Here is a 22,302-nt window from a genome sequence, read left to right as displayed (position 1 = left end):
CGTGCGTGCCTCAGGCGCGGCTGCCATCATGCGGGCATGCCGCTGCTCGCCGCCCTGCTCGACCCCGCCGATCGTGCCGCCTTCCTGACCACGCCCGAAGGGACCTGGTCGCGGCACGAACTGCTCGGCTGGGCAGCCGCCATCGCCGCCGATCTCGAAGGCGCGCCGATCGTCGCGGTGCACGCCGTGCCCGGGGCGCCCACCATCGCGGCGGTCACCGCGGCTCTCCTGGCGGGCGTGCCGATCGTGCCGGTGCCGCCCGACGCCGGCCAGCTCGAGCGCGCGCACGTTCTGCGCGACTCCGGCGCCGTGCTGATGCTTTCCGACGACCCGTCGGCCGCCGCGGACAGCGGTCTCCCCATCGTGCCCATCACCCGCGTTCAGCGGTCGGGCACGATTCCCGCCGAGCCGGCCGGCACGCAGCCCGCACTCGTCCTCTACACCAGCGGCACCACCGGTGCGCCGAAGGGTGTTGTCGTCTCCCGGGCGGCCATCGTAGCCGACATCGACGCGCTCGCCACCGCCTGGCTGTGGACGCCGGACGACACCCTGGTGCACGGGCTACCGCTCTACCACGTACATGGCCTGGTCCTTGGTGTTCTTGGTCCGTTACGGCTGGGCGCGCGCCTCGCGCACACCGGCAGACCAACCCCGCAGGCGTACGCCCAACAGGCCGGAACCATGTATTTCGGCGTGCCCACGGTATGGTCGCGGATCGCGGCCCGGCCGGCCGAAGCCCGACGTCTGGCGGCGGCGCGGCTGCTCGTCTCCGGCAGCGCACCCTTGCCCGCTCCCGTTTTCCACGATCTGCGGGAACTGACCGGCCAAGCGCCCGTGGAGCGCTACGGGATGACCGAAACGCTGATCACGATCAGCGCGCGGGCCGACGGCGAGCGAAGGCCGGGCCAGGTCGGACTGCCGCTGGACGGCATCAGCACCCGGATCGTGGACGAGTCCGGTAGCCTGCTTCCCGCAGACGGCACCACGATCGGCCACCTCCAGCTCAAGGGGCCGACGCTGTTCGACGGCTACCTGCGCGGCGGCGTGGCCGGGCGCCCGGTCACCGAGGCGGTGCAGCCGCCGCCGCTGGTCGACGGCTGGTATCCGACCGGCGACGTGGCCACGATCGGCCCGGACGGCTGGCACCGCCTCGTCGGCCGCGCCTCCACCGACCTGATCAAGACCGGCGGTTACCGGGTCGGCGCCGGTGAGGTGGAGGACGTGTTGCTTTCCCATCCAGCCGTACGCGAGGCGGCCGTCATCGGCCTGCCCGACGACGACCTGGGGGAACGGATCACCGCCTTCGTGGTGGGCGACCCGGTGCCGCCGGACGACTTGATCGCGTTCGTGGCGGAACGGCTGGCCGCACACAAACGGCCGCGCGCCGTCCACCACCTCCAGGAGCTTCCGCGCAACAGCATGGGGAAGGTCCAGAAGAACCGCTTGCGCGACGTCCACTAATTCCGCGCGCATTCGCAGATCGCGGAAATTGCGACCCGGCCATCTGCGCAACCGAGAGGTGCCCCACGGATTTTTTCGGCCACAAAGGACAAACGGCTGCGGCCGGCCCGCGGAATGTCGGCGGCCCGTGCTAGCGTTCCGCATTCGCATCGAACGGGGGTTCGGATGCCCAGTCCACTGATGCTTCTCTTGATGTCCTTGCCGCTTGCCGTGGCGATTGCCGTGGCGATTGTCGTGACGGGGTTGCGCACGGGAGGGTTGCGCACGGGAGGGTTGCGCGCCCTGCTGCGGTTGCGGTTGCGGCACCGCTGGCTCGTCGGCGCGGCGGCGGCGGTGCAGCTCGTCCGGCTCACCGACCCGGCATGGGCCGCCGCCGTGCTCCGGCCGTGGCGAGGCGCGTTGCCGGTGATCGCGATCTGGGTGCTGGTCGTCGCGTTCGCGATCGCCAACGTGTCCACGCTGCACGGCCGGGCCAGGGCCGCGATGGCCCTGTTCGTGACCGGCATGTCGATGAACTTCGCCGCCATCGTCGCCAACGGTGGCATGCCGTTCTCGGTGCCGGCCGCGCGCCGGGCCGGGTTCACCGAGGCTGAGATCGGCACCGACGTCCTGGGCCATCCACCCCTCACACCGGGCAGCCGTCTCACGCCGCTGGCGGACGTGATACCGCTGCCCGGCCTGCACATCGTGGCGAGCGCCGGCGACGTGCTGATCTTCGCCGGGCTCGTCTGGCTGCTGTTGTCCTCATGCTCCGCCGGCGCGAGCCTGACGCAATTCGGCCGCGAGCCGCAGCAGCGGCCAGAAGACCAACGGGCCGTCGCGCCGCGGCCAACCGCCACGGCCGTCGCTCGCCGGTCGGGACGCGGGACGTGAGGCCCGCAGCCGATTTCGCACCGGGCCGCCGATAAACCACATAGCCAATACTGAGCCGCTGGCAATGAGCTCAGTCGCCATTCGTGCTGATCTCGTCGCGTGCCTGGTCGGGCACGCCAGACATTCGCCTATTCCGCTGCCGATGCGTCGTGCATTGGGCGAGCAGCATTTCCGCCTGGAAGGAGGTCTCATCAGTTCTTGAATTCGCGCATTCTGGGTGCTGGCTCCGTACCACTCATCCTTTCAACCAGACAACCGCACCGTCAGACCTGAGAAAGCAGGTGCACCGTGAACCGACTACGCACCCTCTGGGCCGCCGCCATGTCGGCCGCCACCGCAGCCGCCGCCGTGTTCGTGGCGGTTGCCCCCTACAACTCACCGCACTGACCGTGTCCCGCCCGGTGGCCCGCTCTGACCGTGGGCCACCGGGGCCATTCAGCGTGCCAGCACGCTCGCCAGGTTGAGCAGCCCGTCCGCGAAGGTCCGCCGCCAGTTGAGGTAGTCGTGCGAACCGGCGTACTCGGTGTAGGCCACTCGGTAGCCGTGTTCGACCAGCGCGTCGCGCATGCCCCGCACGACCGTCAGCTGGTTCGGGCCGCCGCCGGGGCTGTCCAGCGTCTCCAGGATGCCGACGTCCAGATAGAACCGGACGTCCGACCGGGGGAACCGGCCCACCTCGCGGATCAGCCACCCCGGTTCGCCCTGGTCCGGGGACGGCCACCAGAAGCTGCCCGACTGACTGATCACCGCGCCGAACAGATCGGGACGGCACAGGCCCAGGTAGGCCGACACCAGCCCGCCGCGGGAGGCGCCGGCGATCACGTTGGCCCGCGGGTCCAGGCCGGCACCGAGTTGGGACTGCGCCCACGGCATCAGCTCGTCGGCGACGAAGTCGTGGATCGGGCCGGTGGGGCTCAGTTCGTCGTCGCGGCTGTCGCCGAAGCTGGAGACGAAGACCGCGGCGATCGGCGGGATCCGTCCGGCGGCGATCAGGTTGTCCAGCACCGTCGGGATGTGCAGCACGTGCCGGGCCACGAAGCCGTCGAACACGACCAGCACCGGCAGACCGGCCACCGGCATGCCGGCCGGGCGGTAGACGACGACCGGGCGCAGGCCGCCGAGCGCCGCGCTGGGCAACTCGACCTCGGTCAGCCGGCCGGGCGTCACGCCGGGCCGCGGCTCGGTCCACGGCTCGGCCGGTGCTGCCGGCAGTTCCAGTACCGAGAACCAGTGCTCGTGATCCGCCGGGTCGGCGGGGTCGGCCGGAAAGCGGAGCCGTCGCGGGTTGGCGGTGTCGATGTGGCTGAGCCCGGTTCCGGTGGTGTCCGGCGGCGGCGACTCCTGGCCGTCGTGGGTGATGCAGTAGATCGTGCGGATCGCGGGGGAGAGCAGCGTGCTGCCGTACCAGAGATCGGTCCCGTCGATGCGGGTGAGCGGGACGTCCACGCCCCACCAGGCCCGGCTGCGTCGGGCGTCGCCGCGCCAGAGAAAGGTCACCAGAACCGTGTCGTCGTCGTGCGGCTCGACCAGCGGTGTGCCGGTGGCGGTGGCGTCGGCCCAGAACCGGTCGACCAGTACGGACGGTGGCTCGGAGGAGTCGGACAAGGCGGACTGCAGGCGGCTGATGCGTGGACTCTGCAAGGCGGCGAGTCTCCCACTCCGTTGCCACGTGAAATTCTCGCACCGAGCGTTCCAACTCGGTCACGGGCTGTCAAGTGACTGAAATCGATGAATGGGGCGCATTCACGCCGGTCCACTGAGGAGAGATGTGCACCGGCCTTACCGAGCGGTAAGGTCGGCCCGTGGCGGAGCGCGTAGGTCCCGGAACCTGGTCCATTCAGGGCGAGACGGTCACCCTGCCGGTGACGGTCACGAATGCCCGGCTCACCTCCGCGGTCTTCGCCGCCGAGCCGGCCGCGGCGCGTCAGCTGCTCGCCGGTGTCCCGCTCGAACCGCTGGTCGTCTTCGGCCGGGCGTTCAGCGTTCTGCTGATCATTCACTACGACGAATGGGCGCTGAAAAGCTACGACGAGGTCGGGGTCGGCCTGCTGGCCCGCGGTCCCGGTGGCCGTCCCGGCCTGTACATCGTCGACCTGCCGGTCACCGGCGCGTTCACCCGGGAGGCCGGCCAGGACTTCTGGGCACTGCCCAAATGGCTGATGGAGGCGGTGCTGACCTTCGGGCCCGACGCGACCGAGGCCGAGGTGCGTCAGGACGGCGCCGAGGTGATGCGGGCGACGGTCCGGCACGGCCGGGTGCGCCTGCCGTTCGGCACGCGCCTGTCGCTGCCCTCCTGGTCCTACCTTGATCACGGCGCGCAGGCGGGACGCCTGCTGCGCGGCCGGGTGCCGATGCGTCTGTCCGGCGTGCGGGTGGGTCGCGGTGGTTTTGCGGTACGCCTGGGCGAGCACTCGATGGCGCAGAGGATGCGGTCACTCGGCATGCTCGGCACCCCGTGGCTGACCGTCACCGCCGACCGGCTCAGTGGGCCGCTCGGCGAGTTCGAGCCGGTGGCCGCCGTGCCGAAGCAACGACGGCCATGATCGGGTCGTGACGTTCGCCGAGGTCAGGGCAGCCGCAGCACGGTGCCGACCACGATGAGGTCCGGGTCGTCGCCGATGACCCCGCGGTTGAGGTTGTACAGCGCGCGCCACCCGCCCGGCACGTGCAGCCGCTTCGCGATCGTCGACAGCGTGTCGCCGGACTTGACGGTGTACTTCTCGACCACCGCCACGGGCCGGTGCTTGAGGTCGCGACGGGCCTTCGACAGCATGTCGTCGGCGTCGTCCGGCGAGCCCATGAATTCGAGGTGCATGGGATCCTTGTGCTTGCCCCGGTAATTGCCGCCCCAGGCGAACCCGTACCGGTTCCAGAGGGGCACCAGCCAGGACGGGAAATTCGTCCGGAGTACGCCGTCGAAGCGTTCCGGATTCTTGTCCCAGTTGAAGTCGAGCCCCAACCCGAAGGAATGGTTGCTCGGCTTTTGCGTGCCCTTGATCGGCCGATTGACGAACCCGCCGCACTTCTTCGGGTTGAGCCGGTATCCGCGCCGCTCGGTCTCGTCCAGCAGGATGTCCACCAGCGCCGCGATCCGCCGGTGCACGTTGATCGACGTGCCGGACCGGTCGGCCCGCACCCGGACCATGTCCTGCGGCCGGGCGTTCGGCCAGCCGCCGGCCCAGCCCTTCTTCCGCGGGGTGATCGAGTAATCACTGATCGAGAATCGCATCGGACACCTCCTCGGGCTCGGGCTGATCGGATTCGTGCACATCGGCGTCATGATCGGGCGGCTCAGGCAGAGAACTGTCCATCACCGCGAACCGGCGCTCATCGCCGACCAGAATCTCGTTGCTCATTTCCGCTCTCCTTTCTGTGCAGCCCAGAATGAAAAGCGAACAACCCCAGGTCAACGCGTACGTCAAATGCGGGACGCAACGTATCTGGCCGGCTCCGGCTGCCCCGGAGGGGCGCATCGCAGCGGGCGTGGGGCGGCGGCAGCCGACCTCATCGGCCGGTAACGGGCCGCGGGTTGGCGGTGGCGCGGTGGCCGCGGTTGATCGGCCGACGTTGCCGGCTCGGGCACCCGAGGCGGGCCCGGATCACCCCCGCCGGCGCCGGATGGTCAGGCGGCTGAGTGCTAGGAGACTGGCTGCTCGCGGGGCGGGGCGAGGGCGCTGGCGAGTCTTCGTATGGCCTCGTCCATCAAAGCGGCGGGGGCGGCGGCGAAGGTGAGGCGCAGGTGAGGGGCTGGCGGCTCGGCGGCGAACCAGGGGCGGCCGGGGAAGACGATGACGCCCTCGGCGGCCGCGGCGGCGGTTGCCGCTACATCGTCGGTGCCCTCGGGTAAGGGGATCCAGAGGTGCAGGCCGCCGCGGGGGATGGCGTGCGGGGTCAGGTCGGGCAGGTGTCTGGCCAGCGCGGCGAGCAGGGCATCGCGGCGGATGCGCAGCTCGGTGCGTATCGAGCGGCGGTGCCTGGTCCAGGCCGGGCTGGTGACGAATTCCAGGGTGGCCTGCTGGAGTGGCCCGGCCACGAAGAAGTCGTCCAGCACGCGGGCGCCGCGGAGGCGGGCGCCGGCCGGACCGCGGGCGCCGACGGCAGCGACGCGCAGGCCCGGTGCCGTCGACTTGGTCAGCGACCGCAGGTAGACGACGTGACCGTCCGGGTCGTCGGCGGCGAGCGGGGGCGGTGCCTCGCCGTCGATGGTGAGATCGCGGGCGTAGTCGTCCTCGATCAGGAATGCGCCTGCCTCGCGTACGACATCTGAGACTTCGGACCTTCTCGGGCCGGAAAGCGTGGCGCCGTGCGGGTTGGCGTGCAGCGGCTGGCAGTAGAAGAGCCGGGCACCGGTGCGGGCGAACGCGGCGTCGAGCTGGTCGGGGCGTACGCCATCCATGTCGGCGGGCACCGGCACCACCCGCAACCCCGCGGCCCGGGCCGCGGCCAGCGCCCCCAGGTAGGTGGGTGACTCGACGAGCAGCGTGTCGCCCGGCTCGGCCAGCGCACGCACCGTCGACGACAGCGCGGCCTGGCCACCGGGGCAGATCACCAGGTCGTCGCCGCGCAGGCCGGCCTCGCGCGCAAACCAGGCCCGCAGGTCGGCGCGACCCTCGACCGGCCCCCGCTGCCAGCTCGCCGGCTGCCGTCCGGCGCGCGCAAGGGCGGCCCCGAGCGCCGCGGCCGGCTGCAGGTCGGCATCCAGGTAGCCGCCGGACAGCGTGATGGCGCCGTCCGGCGGTAACGCCAGTAACGCTTGCATCTCCTCTTCGCCCGGCCGTCGCGGGCCGAGCGCCACCGTCTGCCAGGACAGGTCGGGGGCTCGTCGGGCGGCGGGCCGGGCAGCCACAAATGTACCTCGTCCGGACCGGGTCTCGACCACCCCTTCGGCCACCAGTAAGCGAATCGCCTCGGCAACGGTCACCGGCGAGGCGTGGTGGCGGGCGGTCAGCTCACGCACTGAGGGAAGCCGTGATCCCGGCTCGGCCGCCACGGCAAGGCCGCGCAACTCTTGGACCACCCGCCCGGCCGCGCTACTCTTATCCATGAAACAGGAGAGTAGCGCTACTGCAGCTAGCGCGGTAACGGCTGTCGGCCTCGCGCTGGGTGCGGTTGGCGTCCTGGCATTCAGCATGTCGCTGCCCGCCACCCGGGTCGCGGTGCAACAGCTGGACCCGTGGTTCGTCGCGTTCGGACGTGCCGTCGTCGCGGCCGCGCTGGCGGCGGCCTACCTCGGCGCCACCCGGGCACCGCGGCCGACGGGAGCACAGTGGCGGCGGCTCGCCGTGGTCGCCGTCGGTGTCGTCGTGGGCTTCCCGCTGTTCACGTCGTTGGCGCTGACCAGCGAGACGTCGGCGCATGGCGCGGTCGTGATCACGGTGCTGCCGGTGATGACGGCCGTGTTCGCGGTGCTGCGCGCGGGGGAGCGTCCGTCGCCGGTGTTCTGGCTGGCGAGCACCGGCGGTCTGATCGCCGTGCTCGCATTCCTGACGGCGGCCGGCGCGGTGCGGGGCATGGTCACGGCCGCCGACCTGTACCTGCTGCTGGCGGTCGCGCTGTGCGGACTGGGCTACGCGGAGGGTGGCGCGCTGGCCCGTGAACTGGGCGGTGCCCGTACGATCTCCTGGGCTTTGCTTTTGTCCCTGCCTTTCACCGTGCCGGCGACTCTGTTGTCCGCTGTGGCCGACCCACCACGCGCCGACCTGCTCGGCTGGTCCGCGTTCGGTTACCTGGCCGCGGTCTCGATGTTCCTGGGCTTCTTCGCCTGGTACGCGGGCCTGGCCCGGGGCGGCATCGCCAGAGTGGGGCAGATCCAGCTTGCCCAGCCCGTTCTGACCCTGACGTGGTCGGCCCTGCTGCTCGGCGAGCGGGTGACGCCGGCCGCTGTCCTCGCGGCGCTCGCGGTCCTGGCGTGCGTTGCCCTGACCCAGCGAACGCGCATGCCCAGGACGCCGCCCCGGCTTTCGGACGTCCGCTCCTCAGACGCCCGGCTCTCGGACGCCCGGTCCTCAGACTCTCGTGGGGTGGTCAAGCGATAGTGCGTGCCAGCCGGGCGGCCTCGTCGCCCAGCGGGGTTCCGGTGGCCTGAGCGGCGGCTGTCACCTCGGGAATGTCGCCGCGGGCGCCGGTGGTGGCGGCCGCCGCGCTGGCGGTGGCCAGCAGCGCGGGAAGGCCGTCCGGTTGTGTCGGCAGGCGGAGCAGGGCCGGCACGATTGCACGCGCCAGCGTCCAGACAACGTGCCAGGCGCCGGCCCGGCCGACCGCGCTGAGCGACGTTGCCAACCGCGCGGCCGGGCCGACCGCGCTGAGCGACGTTGCCAGCCGCGCGGCCGGGTCGGCCGCGCTGAGCGACGTTGCCAACCGCGCGGCCGGGCCGACCGCGCTGAGCGAGGTTGCCAGCCGCGCGGTTTCCGGGTGCTGATGGGGTTGGTGTGCCTGTGGCATCGCGGCGTCATCGTGCTTCGTGGGTTGGGCGAGTAGCGCCTTCAGTTCCCGCCCGATCAGGGCTGCGTCCAGGCCGTCGGTTCCGGCCAGGTGGACCACGGCATCGACGGCAGCGAGGCGGTCCGGTTCGTGGACGGCGGTCAGGCCGTGGGCAAGTGCGAGTGCCATCGCGGGTCCGAACGGGCCCGCCGACCGGGCCAGGTCACGCAGAATGTCCAGGCCCACGCCGCCGCCGGCCTGGGAGGCGGTCAGGCAGTGTGCCGCGATGATCTCCCGATGACCCGGCAACACCATCGGCCAGCAGCGCATGTCCGGCGTGCTGCTCGCTCCCCGGGCGCCTGACTCGGTCTCCGGCATCCGGGCGGTCAGCCGGCTGCCGCCCGCGACGGCTCCCGGCCGGGTCGTGGTGCCGGAAATCGGCAGACCAGCCCTGGCGGCGGCTGCACCGCCGCGAGCCGGCTTGCCGATGGCGATCGTCGCGTCTGACCAACCGGCGACGGTTGCGGCAGCCACCCGTTGGGTGGCGCGGGCGCCGTGCGGTGCGATCGCCGGCTCGCCGGTTGCGGCGCCGCCCACATTTGCGATGGTGGCTCGCGATCTCGTACGGGCGCTCCTGGTGGGTTTTGGCTCTAGCAGCCCGTCGGGGAGCGCCAGGCCGGTCAGGTCGAGCGACCGCGGTGGGCGGCCTGCGCGGGAAGGGCGGCGGGCCAGAACCACGCTGCGGTGGGCCGGGTCCTCGGTGGACGTCACTATGCGGAACGCGGGGTCGGGCAGGCCGCCGGCCTGGAGCCAGGCCGCGAACCGCCGACCGGCCGGCGAGGTCAGCCGAGCGGCGGCCTCCATTACCGAACGGTCCACGCGCCGGGGCATGCGCAGCAGCGCCTGGGTCAGGTCGTGCGAGCCGGGTTGCCAACCGTCTCGTTCGGCCCGAGCCAACAGCAGGAGCACCTTCGCCGGGCTGACGTGGCCGTCCACTGTCGATGGAGTGGCCAGTAGTGAGGGTGGAAGACAGCCGGCGGCCAGTTGCTCGGCTATCTCCCTGATGCGGCCCATGAGCATGCGGTGCGGTGGTGGGCCTCCTTGGTGGTGTGGTGTCTCCCGCGTGCCACGGTAGTCGGGTGGGGCGGTGGGCGCGTCTGTCTCAGGTCTGATTTTCGGCTCGGTGATCGCTTGCACCACCCGGTCCAGAGGTGCGGTGGCGGCGTGGGCCAGCGGGGCCAGCGCGTCGGCCATCGCGGTCCGGCTGGTGTAAGCGAAGACCACCACGGCGGCCAGCAACCGCTCCATGCCGACCGGGTCGAACGGATCGCGGAGGCGGTCCGCCATCTCCGCGGCGAGTTCGGCGACGGAGGCGATGGGTGCGGGCATTGGAGCGGTCCGGTGTCCGGCGGGTGCGGGCGGGAAGCTCCGCGGCGTCGGGTGCGGCTGCAGTGTGTCGGGAGGCTGCGGCGTGGGGGGAGGCTGCAGTGTGCGGGGAGACTGCGGCCTGCGGTGAGACTGCGGCGTGGGGGGAGGCTGCAGTGTGCGGGGTGGCTGCGGCGTGCCGGAAAGCTGCAGTGCGTGGGAAGGCTGCGAGGTGCCGGGAAGCTGCGAGGTGCCGGGAAGCTGCGAGGTGCCGGGAAGCTGCGAGGTGCCGGGAAGCTGGGGCCTGCGGGGTGCCTGCGCGATCGCTGGGGCTGGTGGATCGGTCGCGGCGGGCGCCTGCGAGGGAGATGTGAGGCCTGCCGGTCGGTATGACTTCGTGCCCACGGGCGGTGTCGAGGGCATGGGGGAAGTGGAGGTCGTGGTCTTGGCGGCGGTGACGGCCGAAGGCTGGGCCTTGCGGGGCGGTGCGGAGGGAGACGGAGCTCCGGTCGAGACGGCGGGGGGCTTCGCGACTGGGGGCCGGGTCGAGGAGGTAGAGGTCGGGGTGGGCGCCGGCTTTGAGGGCTGACTTGAGATATGCGAGGTGGGGGTCTCGGCCTCGATGGGTGGCGGCACCAGGGTGACCGTGGTGGGGGTGTCGGTCGCCGGGAGCACGGGTTCGACCGCCGTGGGTGCCGCTCCGCTGGGCGCCGCGTCCTCGATCGGCGGGGCAAGGATGGGCGCGGCAAGGATGGGCGGCACAGGGATCGGCGGCACAGGGATCGGCGGAACAGGGATCGGCGCCAACTGGTTTTCGGTGGGCGGTCCCGGGACCGGAGCGGACGGCCGGGACACCAGGATCTCGTCCGGCCTGGCCACCGGCGTGGCGCTGCGATGCGGTCGCACCGACGGCGCCTGCGGATCTGGCAACACCGGCTGTGACGGGGGCTGGAGGTTCCGGCGCAGGCGCGGGCTTCGCGGGCCGGCCGCGCGCAGCAGTTCGGCGGCTCGGTGGCGTACGTGGCCTCGAAGCTCGCCCAGCACCGCACGCAGCGCGACCAAACCGCCCGGGTGCCCACCGAGCAGCGTCAGCGCTCGGTCTGCCAGCGTGTCCGGGAGGGTGGGTAGCGCAGCCGCCACAGTGTCCACCAAGGGTCCGACATTCTGCGAGTGCCGGTCGAGAGCCTCGGTGAGCCAGGCCAGCTGGGCGCGGATCAGCTTTCCTTCGGTCCGGGCCAGAGTCGCGCGCGTCGCCGCGGCGAGCAGGTCGGTGTTCAGGCGGCCCGATTCGTCCAGGGTGCGCAGTTCGTGCTGGGCCAGCTCGGCGATGGTCTGGTGCGGGCTGGCCAGTAGCGCCAGATAGTCCGCAGTGTGGCTGACCTGCTCCTCGGGCGTGGGTTCGAGGAGGTGGTAGGTGGTGACGGCGGCTACCGGGCGGGCGGCGGTGCGCATCCGGTGGAGGATCTGGGCTATCATCTCGGCCTGGGAGACACGACCCTCGGCAGCCAGGTGGGAGAGCGCTGGCGGCCAGGTGCGATCCAGAGCGCCAGCGTGTTCGAACAGGTGCGGCAGCAGCGGGTCCAACCACGCGTCGCCGGCCAGGCGTTCCGGATCGGCTGGGGTGTGGTCGCGTACCCATCCCAGAATGAAGCCCTCGGTTGCCGGTGGCGGAAGTCCGGCTGCGCGCAGCGCGATCGCGGCGATGTCCCAGTCGGCGTGGCGGCTCGTGCGCGAGCGGAGACGGCGGGCCAGTCCGTCGGCGATCGCCTCGAGGTCGGGGCGGCCGGGTGCGGCCAGCACGCGGGCCAGAGCATGGGCGGCGTCGGGTGACGGGCGGTGCCGAAACTTGCGGGAGCGGAGCCAAGAGATCACATCGGCCGTACGCGCGAAGCAGCCGGCGCCGGCGACGAGCAGGGCGGCTTCCAGCCGTTCCGCACGGTTCTTGCTCGCGGCCGTGGTCGGCGGCGCGGCCGGGGTCTGGGCAGCGATGGCCTGAACCGTGTCGGCCAGCGCGCGCCGCTCGTCCTCGGTGCGGACGAGCAGGGCGTCCGCGACGTCGGTGGCGGTGCCGTGTTTGAGCAGGCGACGCAGTTCGGCTTCGGACAGCCGGCTCGCGGCGGTGCGGCCGCGCGCCCGGCGGCGTTCGGCAGCCGGGTGAGAGACGGTTTCGGACACCCCGACCATGATCGCGACCGTACCGGGCGTTACGCCCGCCCCGCGCCCTTTCGCCCGACTCCATGTCCAGCGCCCGGCAAACAACCCAGCCTCCTAGGACGCCCCAGCGGTGGTGCGCCACCAATCGCGGCGGAGATAAAGGGCCTCAGGCGGTTAATGCTGGCGCGGAGCGGCACGGTGGTTGCGCCGCCGGGGAAACGGCAGGCCGAAGGACACGGCCGGCCCGCGCGGGGCCGGCCGCCGTCCGTCAATAGCGGAAGCCGGACACCAATTCGTTCAGCTCCGTGGAGAGCCTTGCCAGCTGGATCGTTGCCTGCTCGGAGTCGGTGGCGCTTCGGCTTGTGGTTCGGGCTGATTCGGCTACGCCGGTTATGTTCTGGGCTATGTCGTTGGTGCCGGTGGCTGCCTCGGTGACGCTTCGGCTCATCTCGGATGTGGTGGCGGTTTGTTCCTCGACGGCGGAGGCGATGGTGGTCTGGTAGTCGGAGATTCGGGCGATCACCCGGCTGATCTCCTCGATTGCGGCTACCGCGCCCTCGGTGTCGGCCTGGATTGCCGAGACGCGCTTGGAGATGTCCTCGGTGGCCCTGGCGGTTTCCTGGGCCAGATCCTTCACCTCGGACGCCACCACGGCGAAACCCTTTCCGGACTCGCCGGCCCGGGCCGCTTCGATCGTTGCGTTCAGGGCCAGCAGGTTGGTCTGCTCGGCGATCGACGTGATGGTGTTGATGACGTTGCCGATCTCGGCGGAGGACTCGCCCAGTTTGCTCATGGTGGTCGAGGTGGACGCCGCCAGCCCCACCGCCTCGCCGGCCACCTGCGCCGCCTCGCCGGCGTTCTGCGAGATCTCGCGGATCGACGCGCCCATCTCGACCGAACCGGCCGACACCGAGTCGACGCTGCGGGAAATCTGCTCGGCGGCGGCCGAGACGGTCTGGGCCTGCGCCGCCGTGGATGCGGCTGACTCGGCGATCTGTGCCACCGTGCCGGCCATCTGCTGGGTGGCCGCGTTCAGGCTGCCGGCCGAGCCGTCGATGGTGGCCACCGTGGATCGCAGGCGCTGCATCGCCACGTCCAGGGCGCGACCCATCTGGCCGGGCTCGTCCGACGACGTCAGGCCGCTGCTGCGGGTCAGGTCGCCCTCCGCCAGGCCCTCGCAGACGCTCTTGACCCTGGACAGGGAGCGCACGATGGAACGGGCGATCCAGAACCCCAGACCCAGGGCGAGCGCTGAACCCAGGACCACCATGATGATCGACTGGAGGCGGCTGCGGGCGGCGCCGGCCTCGGCGGACTTCGCGAACGTCGCCGCGTCCGCGGTCTCGGCGGCGCGCAGCGTGTCGACGTCGTCGCCGGCCGAGTTCATCAACTCGGCGATCTCGGTGTCGCGGACCTTCTGGTAGCCGGCGTCGTCGCCGGCGCGGGCCAGGGCCAGCAGCTCCGTCTCGGCCACCTGGACCAGGGTGTCCCACTTGGTCTCCAGCGCGTCCACCACGGCCGGGTCGCCGGACGGCTCGGCCGCCCGGTAGGCCGACATCGCCTGGTCGAACTCGGCCTGGTCCGCCTCGAACGCTGCCGCGTAGCGGTCGTTGGTGGCCCGGTCGGCGGAGATCACCATGTTGGCCAGGTCCAGCTGCCCCTGGGCCAGCGCGGCGTCGACCTCGCCGATCGCCAGCAGGCTGGGCACGTTGTTGTGGTAGAGGTTCTGTGCCGCGGCGCTCGCGTTGTTCAGGGCGATGATCCCGGCGATGCCGACGACCACCGCGACGACGACGGCGAGGCAGATCGCAGCATTGATCTTGACGTTGACGCCGATACCCGGCTTCGAGGCACTGTCCTGCACAAGGCACACGCTAGGTCCCGCTTCTCGGGCCGGTAGCGGTTTCCGGATCGGTCTGACCTTTTGCGGGCGGCTTATCGAATGGCTGAACTGTGCCGAATGGCCTGATGCAGGACGTGTCAGACGAGAGGCGACGGGCATGGGACTCATGGGGGCGTTCGACGACCTGTCGCTGCGCACGAAGATCGGTGCGGCCGTGCTCACCGCCACGGTCAGCGGCCTCATCGTGGGCGGGGTGGCCATCGGGACGCTCAACGACCTGAACGCCGACGCGGCGGCCGCGCAGCGCCAGACGATCACGGTGGAGACGGCGGCGGGACAGTTCGCCAAGAACATCGAGTCGTTCAGCGGGAACCTGTCGGCGATGCGGCTCTACCCGGCGCTGGCCGACCGGATCTCGACCAACCTCGAGGCCAACAAGAAGGCGATCACGGAGGCGCTCAGCAGCCTGGAGACGAGCCTCGCGGGCGATCCGGCCGGCAGCGAGGCGGTCACCAAGGCGCGGGGCGACTGGGAGGCGTTCCTCGCGTTCATCTCGGCGCCGCAGACCGGCAACCCGTCGGCGGATGAGCTGGCCGCGGCGGTCAAGGAGTACGACCGGGTCTACAACGCGCTGGTCGACGACGAGACACTGCTGCAGGAACGCGCCGAGCACCTGTCCGAGCAGAGCATCGCCCAGGGCGAGCAGGCCGGCCGGGCCGCGACCTGGACCGTGGCAGGTCTGCTCGCGGCGGGCGTGCTGATCAGCCTGCTGCTCGGGTTCCGGGTGGCCAGCCGGGTCCGGGGGACCGTGCGGCAGGTGGCGCTGGTGGCCGAAGGGCTGGCCGAGGGCGACCTCACCCGGACCTCGGGGGTGACCACGCACGACGAGGTGGGCCGGATGGCGGCGGCCATGGACCGGGGGATCGGCCGCCTGCGCGACGACCTGGTGCAGCTCGCCGGGAACGCCGGCACGCTGAACTCGGCGGCCAACCAGCTGACGGCGGTGTCCGGCCAGGTGGACGCGGCGGCTGCCGAGGCCTCGGCCCAGGCCGGCTCGGTGGCGTCCGCGGCCGACGTGGTGTCGAACAACCTCCAGGTGGTGTCGGCCGGCTCGGAGGAGATGGGGTCGGCGATCCGGGACATCAGCGTGTCGACGACCGAGGCGTCCGAGGTGGCGGTGCAGGCCGTCGAGGTGGCGGCCGCGACGAACACGATCGTGGCCCGGCTGGGCGAGTCGTCGACCGAGATCGCGTCGGTGGTCAAGACGATCACGGCGATCGCCGAGCAGACCAACCTGCTGGCCCTGAACGCGACCATCGAGGCGGCCCGGGCCGGCGAGTCCGGCAAGGGCTTCGCGGTCGTCGCGGGTGAGGTCAAGGATCTGGCGCAGGAGACGGCCAAGGCCACCGAGGACATCTCCCGGCGGGTGCAGGCGATCCAGAGCGACACCGGCGGTGCGGTCAGCGCGATCGGCGAGATCTCGTCGATCATCGAGCGGATCAACGGCATCCAGCTGACCATCGCCTCGGCGGTGGAGGAGCAGACCGCCACGACGCAGGAGATGAACCGCACGCTGTCCGAGGCGGCGACCGGCGCCGGCAACATCGCGCAGACCATCGGCGGGGTGTCCGACGCGACCCGGCGCACGTCCGGCGCGGTGGGCGAGACCCGCCAGGCCGCCGGCGACCTGGCAATCACCGCGACCCAGCTGCAGGCGCTGGTGTCCCGCTTCCGCTACTGACGAAAAACGCTACTGACGAAGAACGCTACTGACGAAGAACGCTACTGACCAGCGAAGAAGAGGCACCTCAGCGCTCGAACGCGTGCGCCATCGTCGCCTGCTCCTCGAGGACCTCGCCGATCCGGGCCTGCACCGCGTTGATCTGGCCGATCGTCTCGCTGGTCGTGCTGATCCCGGCCGCCACCGACTCGGCCGTCGACTGCAGTGCCGCCACCTGCTCCGACACCCGCTTGGTGGCCTCGGCGGTCTCCCGGGCCAGTTCCTTGACCTCGCCCGCGACGACCGCGAACCCCTTGCCGATCTCGCCGGCCCGGGCCGCCTCGATCGTTGCGTTCAGGGCCAGCAGGTTGGTCTGATCGGCGATCGACGTGATCACCTTGATCACGTCGCCGATCGAGGCCGAGGCGTCACCCAGCGCGGACACGTCGCCGGTCATCGCCGACGCCCGGTTGACCGCCTCGTCGGCCACGTGGGCCGCGTCGGCCGTGGCGCTGCGGAGCCGGTCCACCGTGTCGAGCAGGGCGCGCGCGTTGCCGGCCGCATCCTCGGCGCTGCGCACGATGTCGAGCCGCTGCGACACCAGCTGCTGCACGTTTCGCAGCGCCGAGGCCCGGGACTCGCTGAGCTCGACGTACTCGGTGGTGAAGAAGTCCATGGTGCCGACGATGCGGTCCTGGATGGTGATCGGGAAGCAGACGCCGGAGCGGACGCCGGCACGCTGGGCGGCGGGTGCCCGCACGCAGTCCGTCAATTCCCCGATATCCCGTACGAAGACCAGGTCGTGCTGCCGCCACGCCCGGCCGGACAGGCCGACGCCCTCGGCGAACGTGGCGGCCAGCGTGACCTTGCGGAACTCGTCGCCGGCCGAGCCCGACTCGACCTTGAACTTGAGGACGTCGTCCTCCTCGTCGATCTCCCAGTACGAGCCGTAGGCCCAGTGGAACGCGGTGCGGACGGCGTCCAGTGCCGAGCGCAGCGCCACCGCGGAGTCGCTGGTGTGTCCCAGCGCGCTCACCACGGCGGTCACCGCGAGCCGGTCGTCGGCCAGCTGCTGGGTCTGGAACGCGGCCAGCGCCGCCAGCCTCGCCTGCTCGGCGACCCGGCTGATGGCCGCCCACTTGCCCAGCAGCGCCGAGTCGACGGCGGTCACCTGCCGCTCGTAGAACTCCAGCACCGCGGTCACCGTGCCGTGGAAGACCACCGGCACCACCAGCGCGGCCCGGGCACCGGCGCGGAGGGCGGCAGCCAGCCGGGGGTCGCCGTCGGCGCCGCGGTCGTCGGCGTACACCGGGTGGCGGCTGCGGATCGCCTGCTGCACCAGCCCGGCCCGCTCCTCGGTGCCGGTCAGGGCCGGCGCGATCCGGCCGACCTCGTACTCGAGCTGGGCGGTGCCCCCGGCGACCAGCCAGGCGGCTACGTACTCCATGTCGTAGAACTCGAGATAGGTGGACGCGTAGATGCGCCAGGTGCTGGCCTCGTCGGTGGCGTTCTCCAGGTTCGTGACCAGTTCCTCGAGCGCCTCGATGTCGCGCGGCTCCCGGGGCGGTGCCGCGGCGCGCTCGACGGTCCGGTTTCCGAACAGGCCCATAACGCCAGGCTACGGAGCTAAGTAATGATATTTCACATAATGGTGGAGTTGGCGGGGTCGGCACTTCGGCGCAGCGGTCTGCCCGTTCGGCGCCGTTTCCGCCGGTAACCCTGGACGACCACCGGCGAAGGGTGCTGACTGTGCTCATGGGCGAATACCAGCGGGCGTACGAGCGGAGCGTGGCCGACCCCGAGGCGTTCTGGCGGGCGGCCGCCGGACTGATCGACTGGGTCACGCCACCCGGCCGGATCCTCGACGACGCCGCACCGCCGTTCTACCGCTGGTTTCCCGGCGCCGAGCTGAACACCTGCTTCAACGCCCTGGACCGGCACGTCGACGCCGGCCGGGGCGACCAGCCCGCCCTGATCCACGACAGCCCGGTGACCGGCGCCCTCACCACGTACAGCTATCGGGTCCTGCGCGACGAAGTCGCTGTTTTCGCGGGCGCGCTGCGGCGGCTCGGCGTCACCCGGGGCGACCGGGTCGTGCTCTACGTCGCCATGGTCCCGGAGGCGGTGATCGCCATGCTCGCCTGCGCCCGGCTCGGCGCCGTGCACTCGGTGGTGTTCGGCGGCTTCGGCGCGCGCGAACTGGCCGCCCGCATCGACGACGCCCGCCCGCGGGTCGTGGTCGCCACCTCGTGCGGCATCGAGGCCGGCAAGGTGCTGCCGTATCAGCCCATGCTGGACGCCGCCCTGGACGCCGCCACCCACCGGCCGGAGCGCTGCGTGATCGTGCAACGCCCGCAGCACCTGTTCGAGCTGCGCCCGGACCGCGACCTGAGCTGGGACGACGCGATCGACGGCGCGGAGCCGGCCGAGTGCGTGCCGGTCGCCGCCACCGACCCGCTCTACATCCTCTACACCTCGGGCACGACCGGTAAACCGAAGGGCGTGGTCCGCGACAACGGCGGGCATGCGGTCGCGCTGCGCTGGTCGATGCGGTCGGTGTTCGACACCGCGCCGGGCGAGGTCTACTGGGCGGCGTCCGACGTCGGCTGGGTGGTCGGCCACTCGTACATCGTCTACGCGCCGCTGCTCACCGGCGCCACCACGATCCTCTACGAGGGCAAACCGGTCGGCACCCCGGACGCCGGCGCGTTCTGGCGGGTGGTCGAGCAGCACCGGGTGACCACGATGTTCACGGCGCCGACCGCGATCCGGGCGGTCAAGAAGGAGGACCCGTCGGGCGCCCTGCTGCGCGGGCGGGACCTCAGCTCGCTGCGGCACCTCTTTCTCGCGGGGGAGAGGCTCGACCCGCAGACGTACGCCTGGGCGAGCGACCTGCTGTCCGTCCCGGTGATCGACAACTGGTGGCAGACCGAGACCGGCTGGCCGATCGCGGCGAACCCGCGTGGCCTGGAACCGCTGCCGATCAAGGCCGGCTCGCCGTCGGTGCCGGTACCCGGCTTCCGGGTGCGGGTGGTCGACGGCACCGGCCGGGACATGCCGGCCGGCGAGGACGGCGCCATCGTGATCGACCTGCCGCTGCCGCCCGGCTGCCTGCCGACGCTGTGGGGCGACGACGAGCGGTTCGTCCGCTCCTACCTGACCGCGTACCCGGGCACCTATCTGACCGGCGACGGCGGCCGGCTCGACGAGGACGGGTACCTGTACGTGATGGGCCGCACCGACGACGTGATCAATGTGGCCGGTCACCGGCTCTCCACCGGCGCCATGGAGGAGGTGCTGGCCGGGCACCCGGCGGTGGCCGAGTGCGCGGTGATCGGCGTGGCCGACCCGCTCAAGGGCCAGCTGCCGCGCGGCTTCGTGGTGCTCAAGAGGGGCGTCGAGGCAGACCCGATCGGTCTCGAGGAGGAACTGGTCGCGATGGTGCGGGCCCAGATCGGCGCGGTCGCCGCGCTGCGCCGGGTCGACGTGGTGCCGGCCCTGCCCAAGACCAGATCGGGCAAGATCCTTCGCCGTACGATGCGCGGCATCGCCGACGGACTCGACGAACCCGTGCCGTCCACTATCGACGATCCGTCCGTCCTGGACCGCCTGCGACCGGTGCTGGTGAACTACCCTGCCGCGCATGGGTCTGAAGGATCTGCTCCGTCCTCGTAAGGTCACCCGCCGCGCCGGTGACAAGATCCAGCGCGGGGTGCTGGCCATCGCGATCGTCATGCTGCTGGCGATGATCGTGGTGGCGATCTTCCTGGGTTCGGCGACCGGCGCGGCCGGCGCCGGGGTGACCGCGTTCCTGCTGTTCGTCGCGGCCACCGCGGTCGGCGCGGTGCTCGGCTTCCTGTTCGGACTGCCGAGGGCCCGGGTCGCTGACCTGACTGGCGGCGGCGAGACCGGCACCGACCCGGCCACCGGTCACCGGGCCAGCACGTTCTATCTGACGAACTCCAACCTGATCAAAGTCTCCGACTGGCTGACCACCATCGTGATCGGCCTCGGCCTGGTGAACCTCGGCAAGGTGGTGCCGGCCCTGCGCGAACTGGCGCACGCGCTGCACCGGCCGCTGGGCGACGCGGCGTACTCGGGCGCCGTGGGAATTTCGGTTTTGATCGTCGGGGTCCTGGCCGGGTTCGTGCTCACCTACCTGTGGACCAGCATCCGGGTGCGCGAACTGCTCGAGGACGCCGAGCGGCAGAACCAGCAGACCGTGCCGGAACTGCGCAACCAGACGCTCGGCCAGGCGAAGGAGGCGGCCAGCCGCAGCAACGTGACGCTGCTGGTGCCCGAGGACGCGCCGGACTCGTCGCTGGTCACCCGGCAGGCGGTGGCGCCGGGCACCGCGGTTCCGGCGGGCACCGCGGTGGCGATCAGCATGATGGAGCCGCCTAGCGGGTGACCGCCTCCATGTAGCGCCGGATCCGGCCGTCCGCGACGGCGCGCAGCCAGAGGTCGAGCACCTGCGGGTCGTAGACCGGGCGGCGGTGGGCGAGGCGCTCGCGGACGGTGGCCTGGAGTTCGTGCTTGGTCAACCGGAAGGTGTCGGCCGCTCGGCGCACCCGGGCCAGTGCGGTCGCTTCCAGGATGTCCGCTGCCACCACCTCGTCGACGAGGCCGGCTGCGAGGGTCTCGGCCGGGCCCGACGTGGTGGCCGACAGGACCGCTCGGCGGGCTGCCCGATCGCCGTAGGCGTGGCCGAGGATCTCCAGGGCCGTCGGTGGGAACGGCACCCCGACCGCCAGTTCGGTGACCCCGAACGTGCCCCGGCCGTCGGCCATCACCCGTTCGTCGCAGGCGGCGGCCAGGATCGCGCCGCCCGCGACGGCGTGGCCGTTGACCGCGGCCACCACCGGCTTGCCGATCGTGAAGACCGCGAGGAAGGCCGCGTTCAAGGCGGGCAGGAACGCGCGCACGTAGCCGGCACCGCCGTCGAGGATCCGCCACAGGTCGACGCCGGCCGAGAACGAGCGCCCGGTGCCGGTGAACACCACGGCGTCGGGCCCGGCCGTGTCCAGTTCGGTGAAGGTGGCGGTGATGCGCTCCAGCAGTTCGAGGTCGAGCGCGTTCACCTTGCCGTGGCTCAGCCGCACCACGGCCACGTCGCCGGCCTCCGCTACCTCGATCACGTCGCCTCCTCAGTAGACCCAGCGCAGGGCGGCCGTCACGGCCTCGGGGGTGGCGTCGCGGAAGCGGGCCGCCTCGGCGCGCCGGACCGCCACGATCGCGTCGGACAGCACCGGGCCGAACGCGTCCCGCAGCACCTCGTCGGCGGCGAACGCGTCCACCGCGGCGTCCAGCGTGGCCGGCAGCCGGGGCGCGTCCGGCAGGTGCACCGGGTCGCCGCGGACCGGCTCCGGCAGCGGCTCGCGCCGGGCCAGGCCGTCCAGCGCGGCGGCCACCAGCGCACCGCCGAGCAGGTACGGGTTGGCGGCCAGGTCGAAGCACTTGACCTCGAGGTTAGCCGCGCCGATCAGACCGGTGGTGCCGGGCACGAAGCGCAGCGCGGTCTCCCGGGTCTCCACGCCCCAGCAGGCGTACGCGCCGGCCCAGCGGGACGGCACCAGCCGCAGGTAACTGGCCGGGGTGGGCGCGCCGACGGCCAGCAGCGCGGGCAGGTGGGCCAGGATGCCGGCGGCCGCGAATCCGCCGTCGCCGGCCGGGAACCCGGTGCACAGGTTGGTGTCGTCCCGCCACGGCGACAGGTGCACGTGGCCGCCGTTGCCGACCTTGCCGGCGACCACCGCGGGCGCGAACGACGGCCGCAGCCCGTGCCGGTGCGACACCGCCCGGATGGTCTGCCGCACCAGGACGCTGTCGTCCGCGGCGCCGACCGGGTCGCTCGCCGCCACCGACACCTCGAACTGGCCCTCGGCGTACTCGGGGTGCAACTGCTCGACCCGGACGCCCTGCTCCTCCAGCGCGGCCAGCACGTCCCGGCAGTAGTCGCTGAGCTCGACCAGCCGGGTCATCCCGTACGCGGGACCGGTGCAGCCCGGCGTGAAGTCGTCGCCGGGCCGGCCCACCGCCCACTCGATCTCGACGGCCATCCGGAACGACAGGCCGGCCGACGCGGCGCGGTCCACCGCCCGCTTGGCGAACCCGCGCTGGTCGGCCACCCACGGCTCGCCGTCCTGGGTGAACCGGTCGGCCGGCGCCCACGCCCAGCCGGGCTGCGCGGCCAGCACCACGAGCCGGTCCAGGTCGGGGAACAGCCGCAGGTCGCCGTCCGGGCCGCCGAGCCGGTCGGTGGCGGTGGCCGAGTCGTCGGCGAGGAAGACGTCGAAGACCGGGGACATGCCGACGCCCCAGCGCGCGGCGTCGTCGAGACGGGCCAGCGGCACGGTCTTGACGCGGTTGATGCCGGCCGTGTCCACGTACGACAAAACGACGGCCCGCACCCCGCGCTTGCGCAAGTCTTCCATCCCACCTCTTCCGTGGTTCCCAGCCGGTTCCT

General features: G+C 71.9%; 16 protein-coding genes. 7 read left to right on the top strand and 9 right to left on the bottom strand.

Features of this window, described 5'->3' with window-relative positions:
• The first annotated feature begins 36 nt into the window (after window positions 1-36).
• Window positions 37-1,461, top strand: a complete 1,425-nt coding sequence (locus Ari01nite_RS31685) for an AMP-binding protein (protein WP_203785901.1) — start codon at window positions 37-39, stop codon at window positions 1,459-1,461.
• 192 nt (window positions 1,462-1,653) lie between these two features.
• Window positions 1,654-2,334: a DUF5317 family protein gene (locus Ari01nite_RS31680; RefSeq protein WP_203785899.1), complete on the top strand. Its 681-nt coding sequence runs from the start codon at window positions 1,654-1,656 to the stop codon at window positions 2,332-2,334.
• 435 nt (window positions 2,335-2,769) lie between these two features.
• On the opposite strand, the gene Ari01nite_RS31675 is transcribed toward Ari01nite_RS31680, so the two are convergent.
• On the bottom strand, window positions 2,770-3,975 hold the full coding sequence (locus tag Ari01nite_RS31675) for an alpha/beta hydrolase-fold protein (protein ID WP_239163204.1): 1,206 nt from the start codon (window positions 3,973-3,975) through the stop codon (window positions 2,770-2,772).
• Between the two features lie 161 nt (window positions 3,976-4,136).
• Here Ari01nite_RS31675 and Ari01nite_RS31670 point away from each other — a divergent pair, with 161 nt between their 5' ends.
• Window positions 4,137-4,877: an acetoacetate decarboxylase family protein gene (locus tag Ari01nite_RS31670; RefSeq protein WP_203785897.1), complete on the top strand. Its 741-nt coding sequence runs from the start codon at window positions 4,137-4,139 to the stop codon at window positions 4,875-4,877.
• 23 nt (window positions 4,878-4,900) lie between these two features.
• Here Ari01nite_RS31670 and Ari01nite_RS51010 read toward each other — a convergent pair whose 3' ends face one another.
• The 3 genes from Ari01nite_RS51010 to Ari01nite_RS31655 all read right to left on the bottom strand — a co-directional run bounded on the left by Ari01nite_RS51010 (window position 4,901) and on the right by Ari01nite_RS31655 (window position 7,378).
• Complete coding sequence (locus Ari01nite_RS51010; protein ID WP_203785896.1) at window positions 4,901-5,563, bottom strand: M15 family metallopeptidase; 663 nt, start codon at window positions 5,561-5,563, stop codon at window positions 4,901-4,903.
• Window positions 5,544-5,690 carry a hypothetical protein gene (locus Ari01nite_RS31660; protein WP_203785895.1) on the bottom strand — a complete coding sequence of 49 codons (147 nt, stop codon included), beginning with the start codon at window positions 5,688-5,690 and terminating at the stop codon, window positions 5,544-5,546. Before Ari01nite_RS31660 ends, Ari01nite_RS51010 begins: the two co-directional genes overlap by 20 nt.
• 281 nt (window positions 5,691-5,971) lie before the next feature.
• Window positions 5,972-7,378, bottom strand: coding sequence for an aminotransferase-like domain-containing protein (locus Ari01nite_RS31655; protein ID WP_203785894.1), 1,407 nt, complete (start codon window positions 7,376-7,378; stop codon window positions 5,972-5,974).
• Here Ari01nite_RS31655 and Ari01nite_RS31650 point away from each other — a divergent pair.
• Entirely contained in the window at window positions 7,377-8,369 is a 993-nt protein-coding gene (locus Ari01nite_RS31650) for a DMT family transporter (protein WP_203785893.1), read from the top strand. The genes Ari01nite_RS31655 and Ari01nite_RS31650 overlap by 2 nt on opposite strands.
• On the opposite strand, the gene Ari01nite_RS31645 is transcribed toward Ari01nite_RS31650, so the two are convergent.
• Complete coding sequence (locus tag Ari01nite_RS31645) at window positions 8,359-12,303, bottom strand: hypothetical protein (protein ID WP_203785892.1); 3,945 nt, start codon at window positions 12,301-12,303, stop codon at window positions 8,359-8,361. The two genes, Ari01nite_RS31650 and Ari01nite_RS31645, sit on opposite strands and share 11 nt — an antisense overlap.
• A gap of 238 nt (window positions 12,304-12,541) precedes the next feature.
• The gene (locus tag Ari01nite_RS31640) at window positions 12,542-14,137 is read right to left on the bottom strand and encodes a methyl-accepting chemotaxis protein (RefSeq protein WP_239163202.1); all 1,596 of its coding nucleotides are present in this window, start codon (window positions 14,135-14,137) and stop codon (window positions 12,542-12,544) included.
• Between the two features lie 136 nt (window positions 14,138-14,273).
• On the opposite strand from Ari01nite_RS31640, the gene Ari01nite_RS31635 reads away from it, so the two are divergent.
• The gene (locus tag Ari01nite_RS31635) at window positions 14,274-15,857 is read left to right on the top strand and encodes a methyl-accepting chemotaxis protein (protein ID WP_203785890.1); all 1,584 of its coding nucleotides are present in this window, start codon (window positions 14,274-14,276) and stop codon (window positions 15,855-15,857) included.
• A gap of 67 nt (window positions 15,858-15,924) precedes the next feature.
• Here Ari01nite_RS31635 and Ari01nite_RS31630 read toward each other — a convergent pair whose 3' ends face one another.
• On the bottom strand, window positions 15,925-17,445 hold the full coding sequence (locus Ari01nite_RS31630) for a methyl-accepting chemotaxis protein (protein WP_203785889.1): 1,521 nt from the start codon (window positions 17,443-17,445) through the stop codon (window positions 15,925-15,927).
• A 146-nt stretch (window positions 17,446-17,591) separates the two neighbouring features.
• On the opposite strand from Ari01nite_RS31630, the gene Ari01nite_RS31625 reads away from it, so the two are divergent.
• Complete coding sequence (locus tag Ari01nite_RS31625) at window positions 17,592-19,511, top strand: propionyl-CoA synthetase (RefSeq protein WP_203785936.1); 1,920 nt, start codon at window positions 17,592-17,594, stop codon at window positions 19,509-19,511.
• A complete protein-coding gene (locus Ari01nite_RS31620) occupies window positions 19,480-20,247 on the top strand; it encodes a PASTA domain-containing protein (protein WP_203785888.1) in 768 nt (255 codons plus the stop codon). The genes Ari01nite_RS31625 and Ari01nite_RS31620 overlap by 32 nt, the downstream gene beginning before the upstream one ends.
• Here the strand turns inward: Ari01nite_RS31620 and Ari01nite_RS31615 are convergent.
• Window positions 20,237-20,974 (bottom strand): enoyl-CoA hydratase/isomerase family protein, encoded by a 738-nt coding sequence (locus Ari01nite_RS31615; protein WP_203785887.1) that lies wholly within the window; start codon window positions 20,972-20,974, stop codon window positions 20,237-20,239. The genes Ari01nite_RS31620 and Ari01nite_RS31615 overlap by 11 nt on opposite strands.
• A 9-nt stretch (window positions 20,975-20,983) precedes the next feature.
• Window positions 20,984-22,270: a type I glutamate--ammonia ligase gene (locus Ari01nite_RS31610; protein WP_203785886.1), complete on the bottom strand. Its 1,287-nt coding sequence runs from the start codon at window positions 22,268-22,270 to the stop codon at window positions 20,984-20,986.
• Window positions 22,271-22,302 lie beyond the last annotated feature (32 nt).

This window comes from Paractinoplanes rishiriensis, from assembly GCF_016862375.1.
Classification (GTDB): Bacteria; Actinomycetota; Actinomycetes; order Mycobacteriales; family Micromonosporaceae; genus Actinoplanes; species Actinoplanes rishiriensis.
Note: the sequence above shows the minus strand (reverse complement) of the source record. Positions and strands in the feature narration are given on the sequence as shown.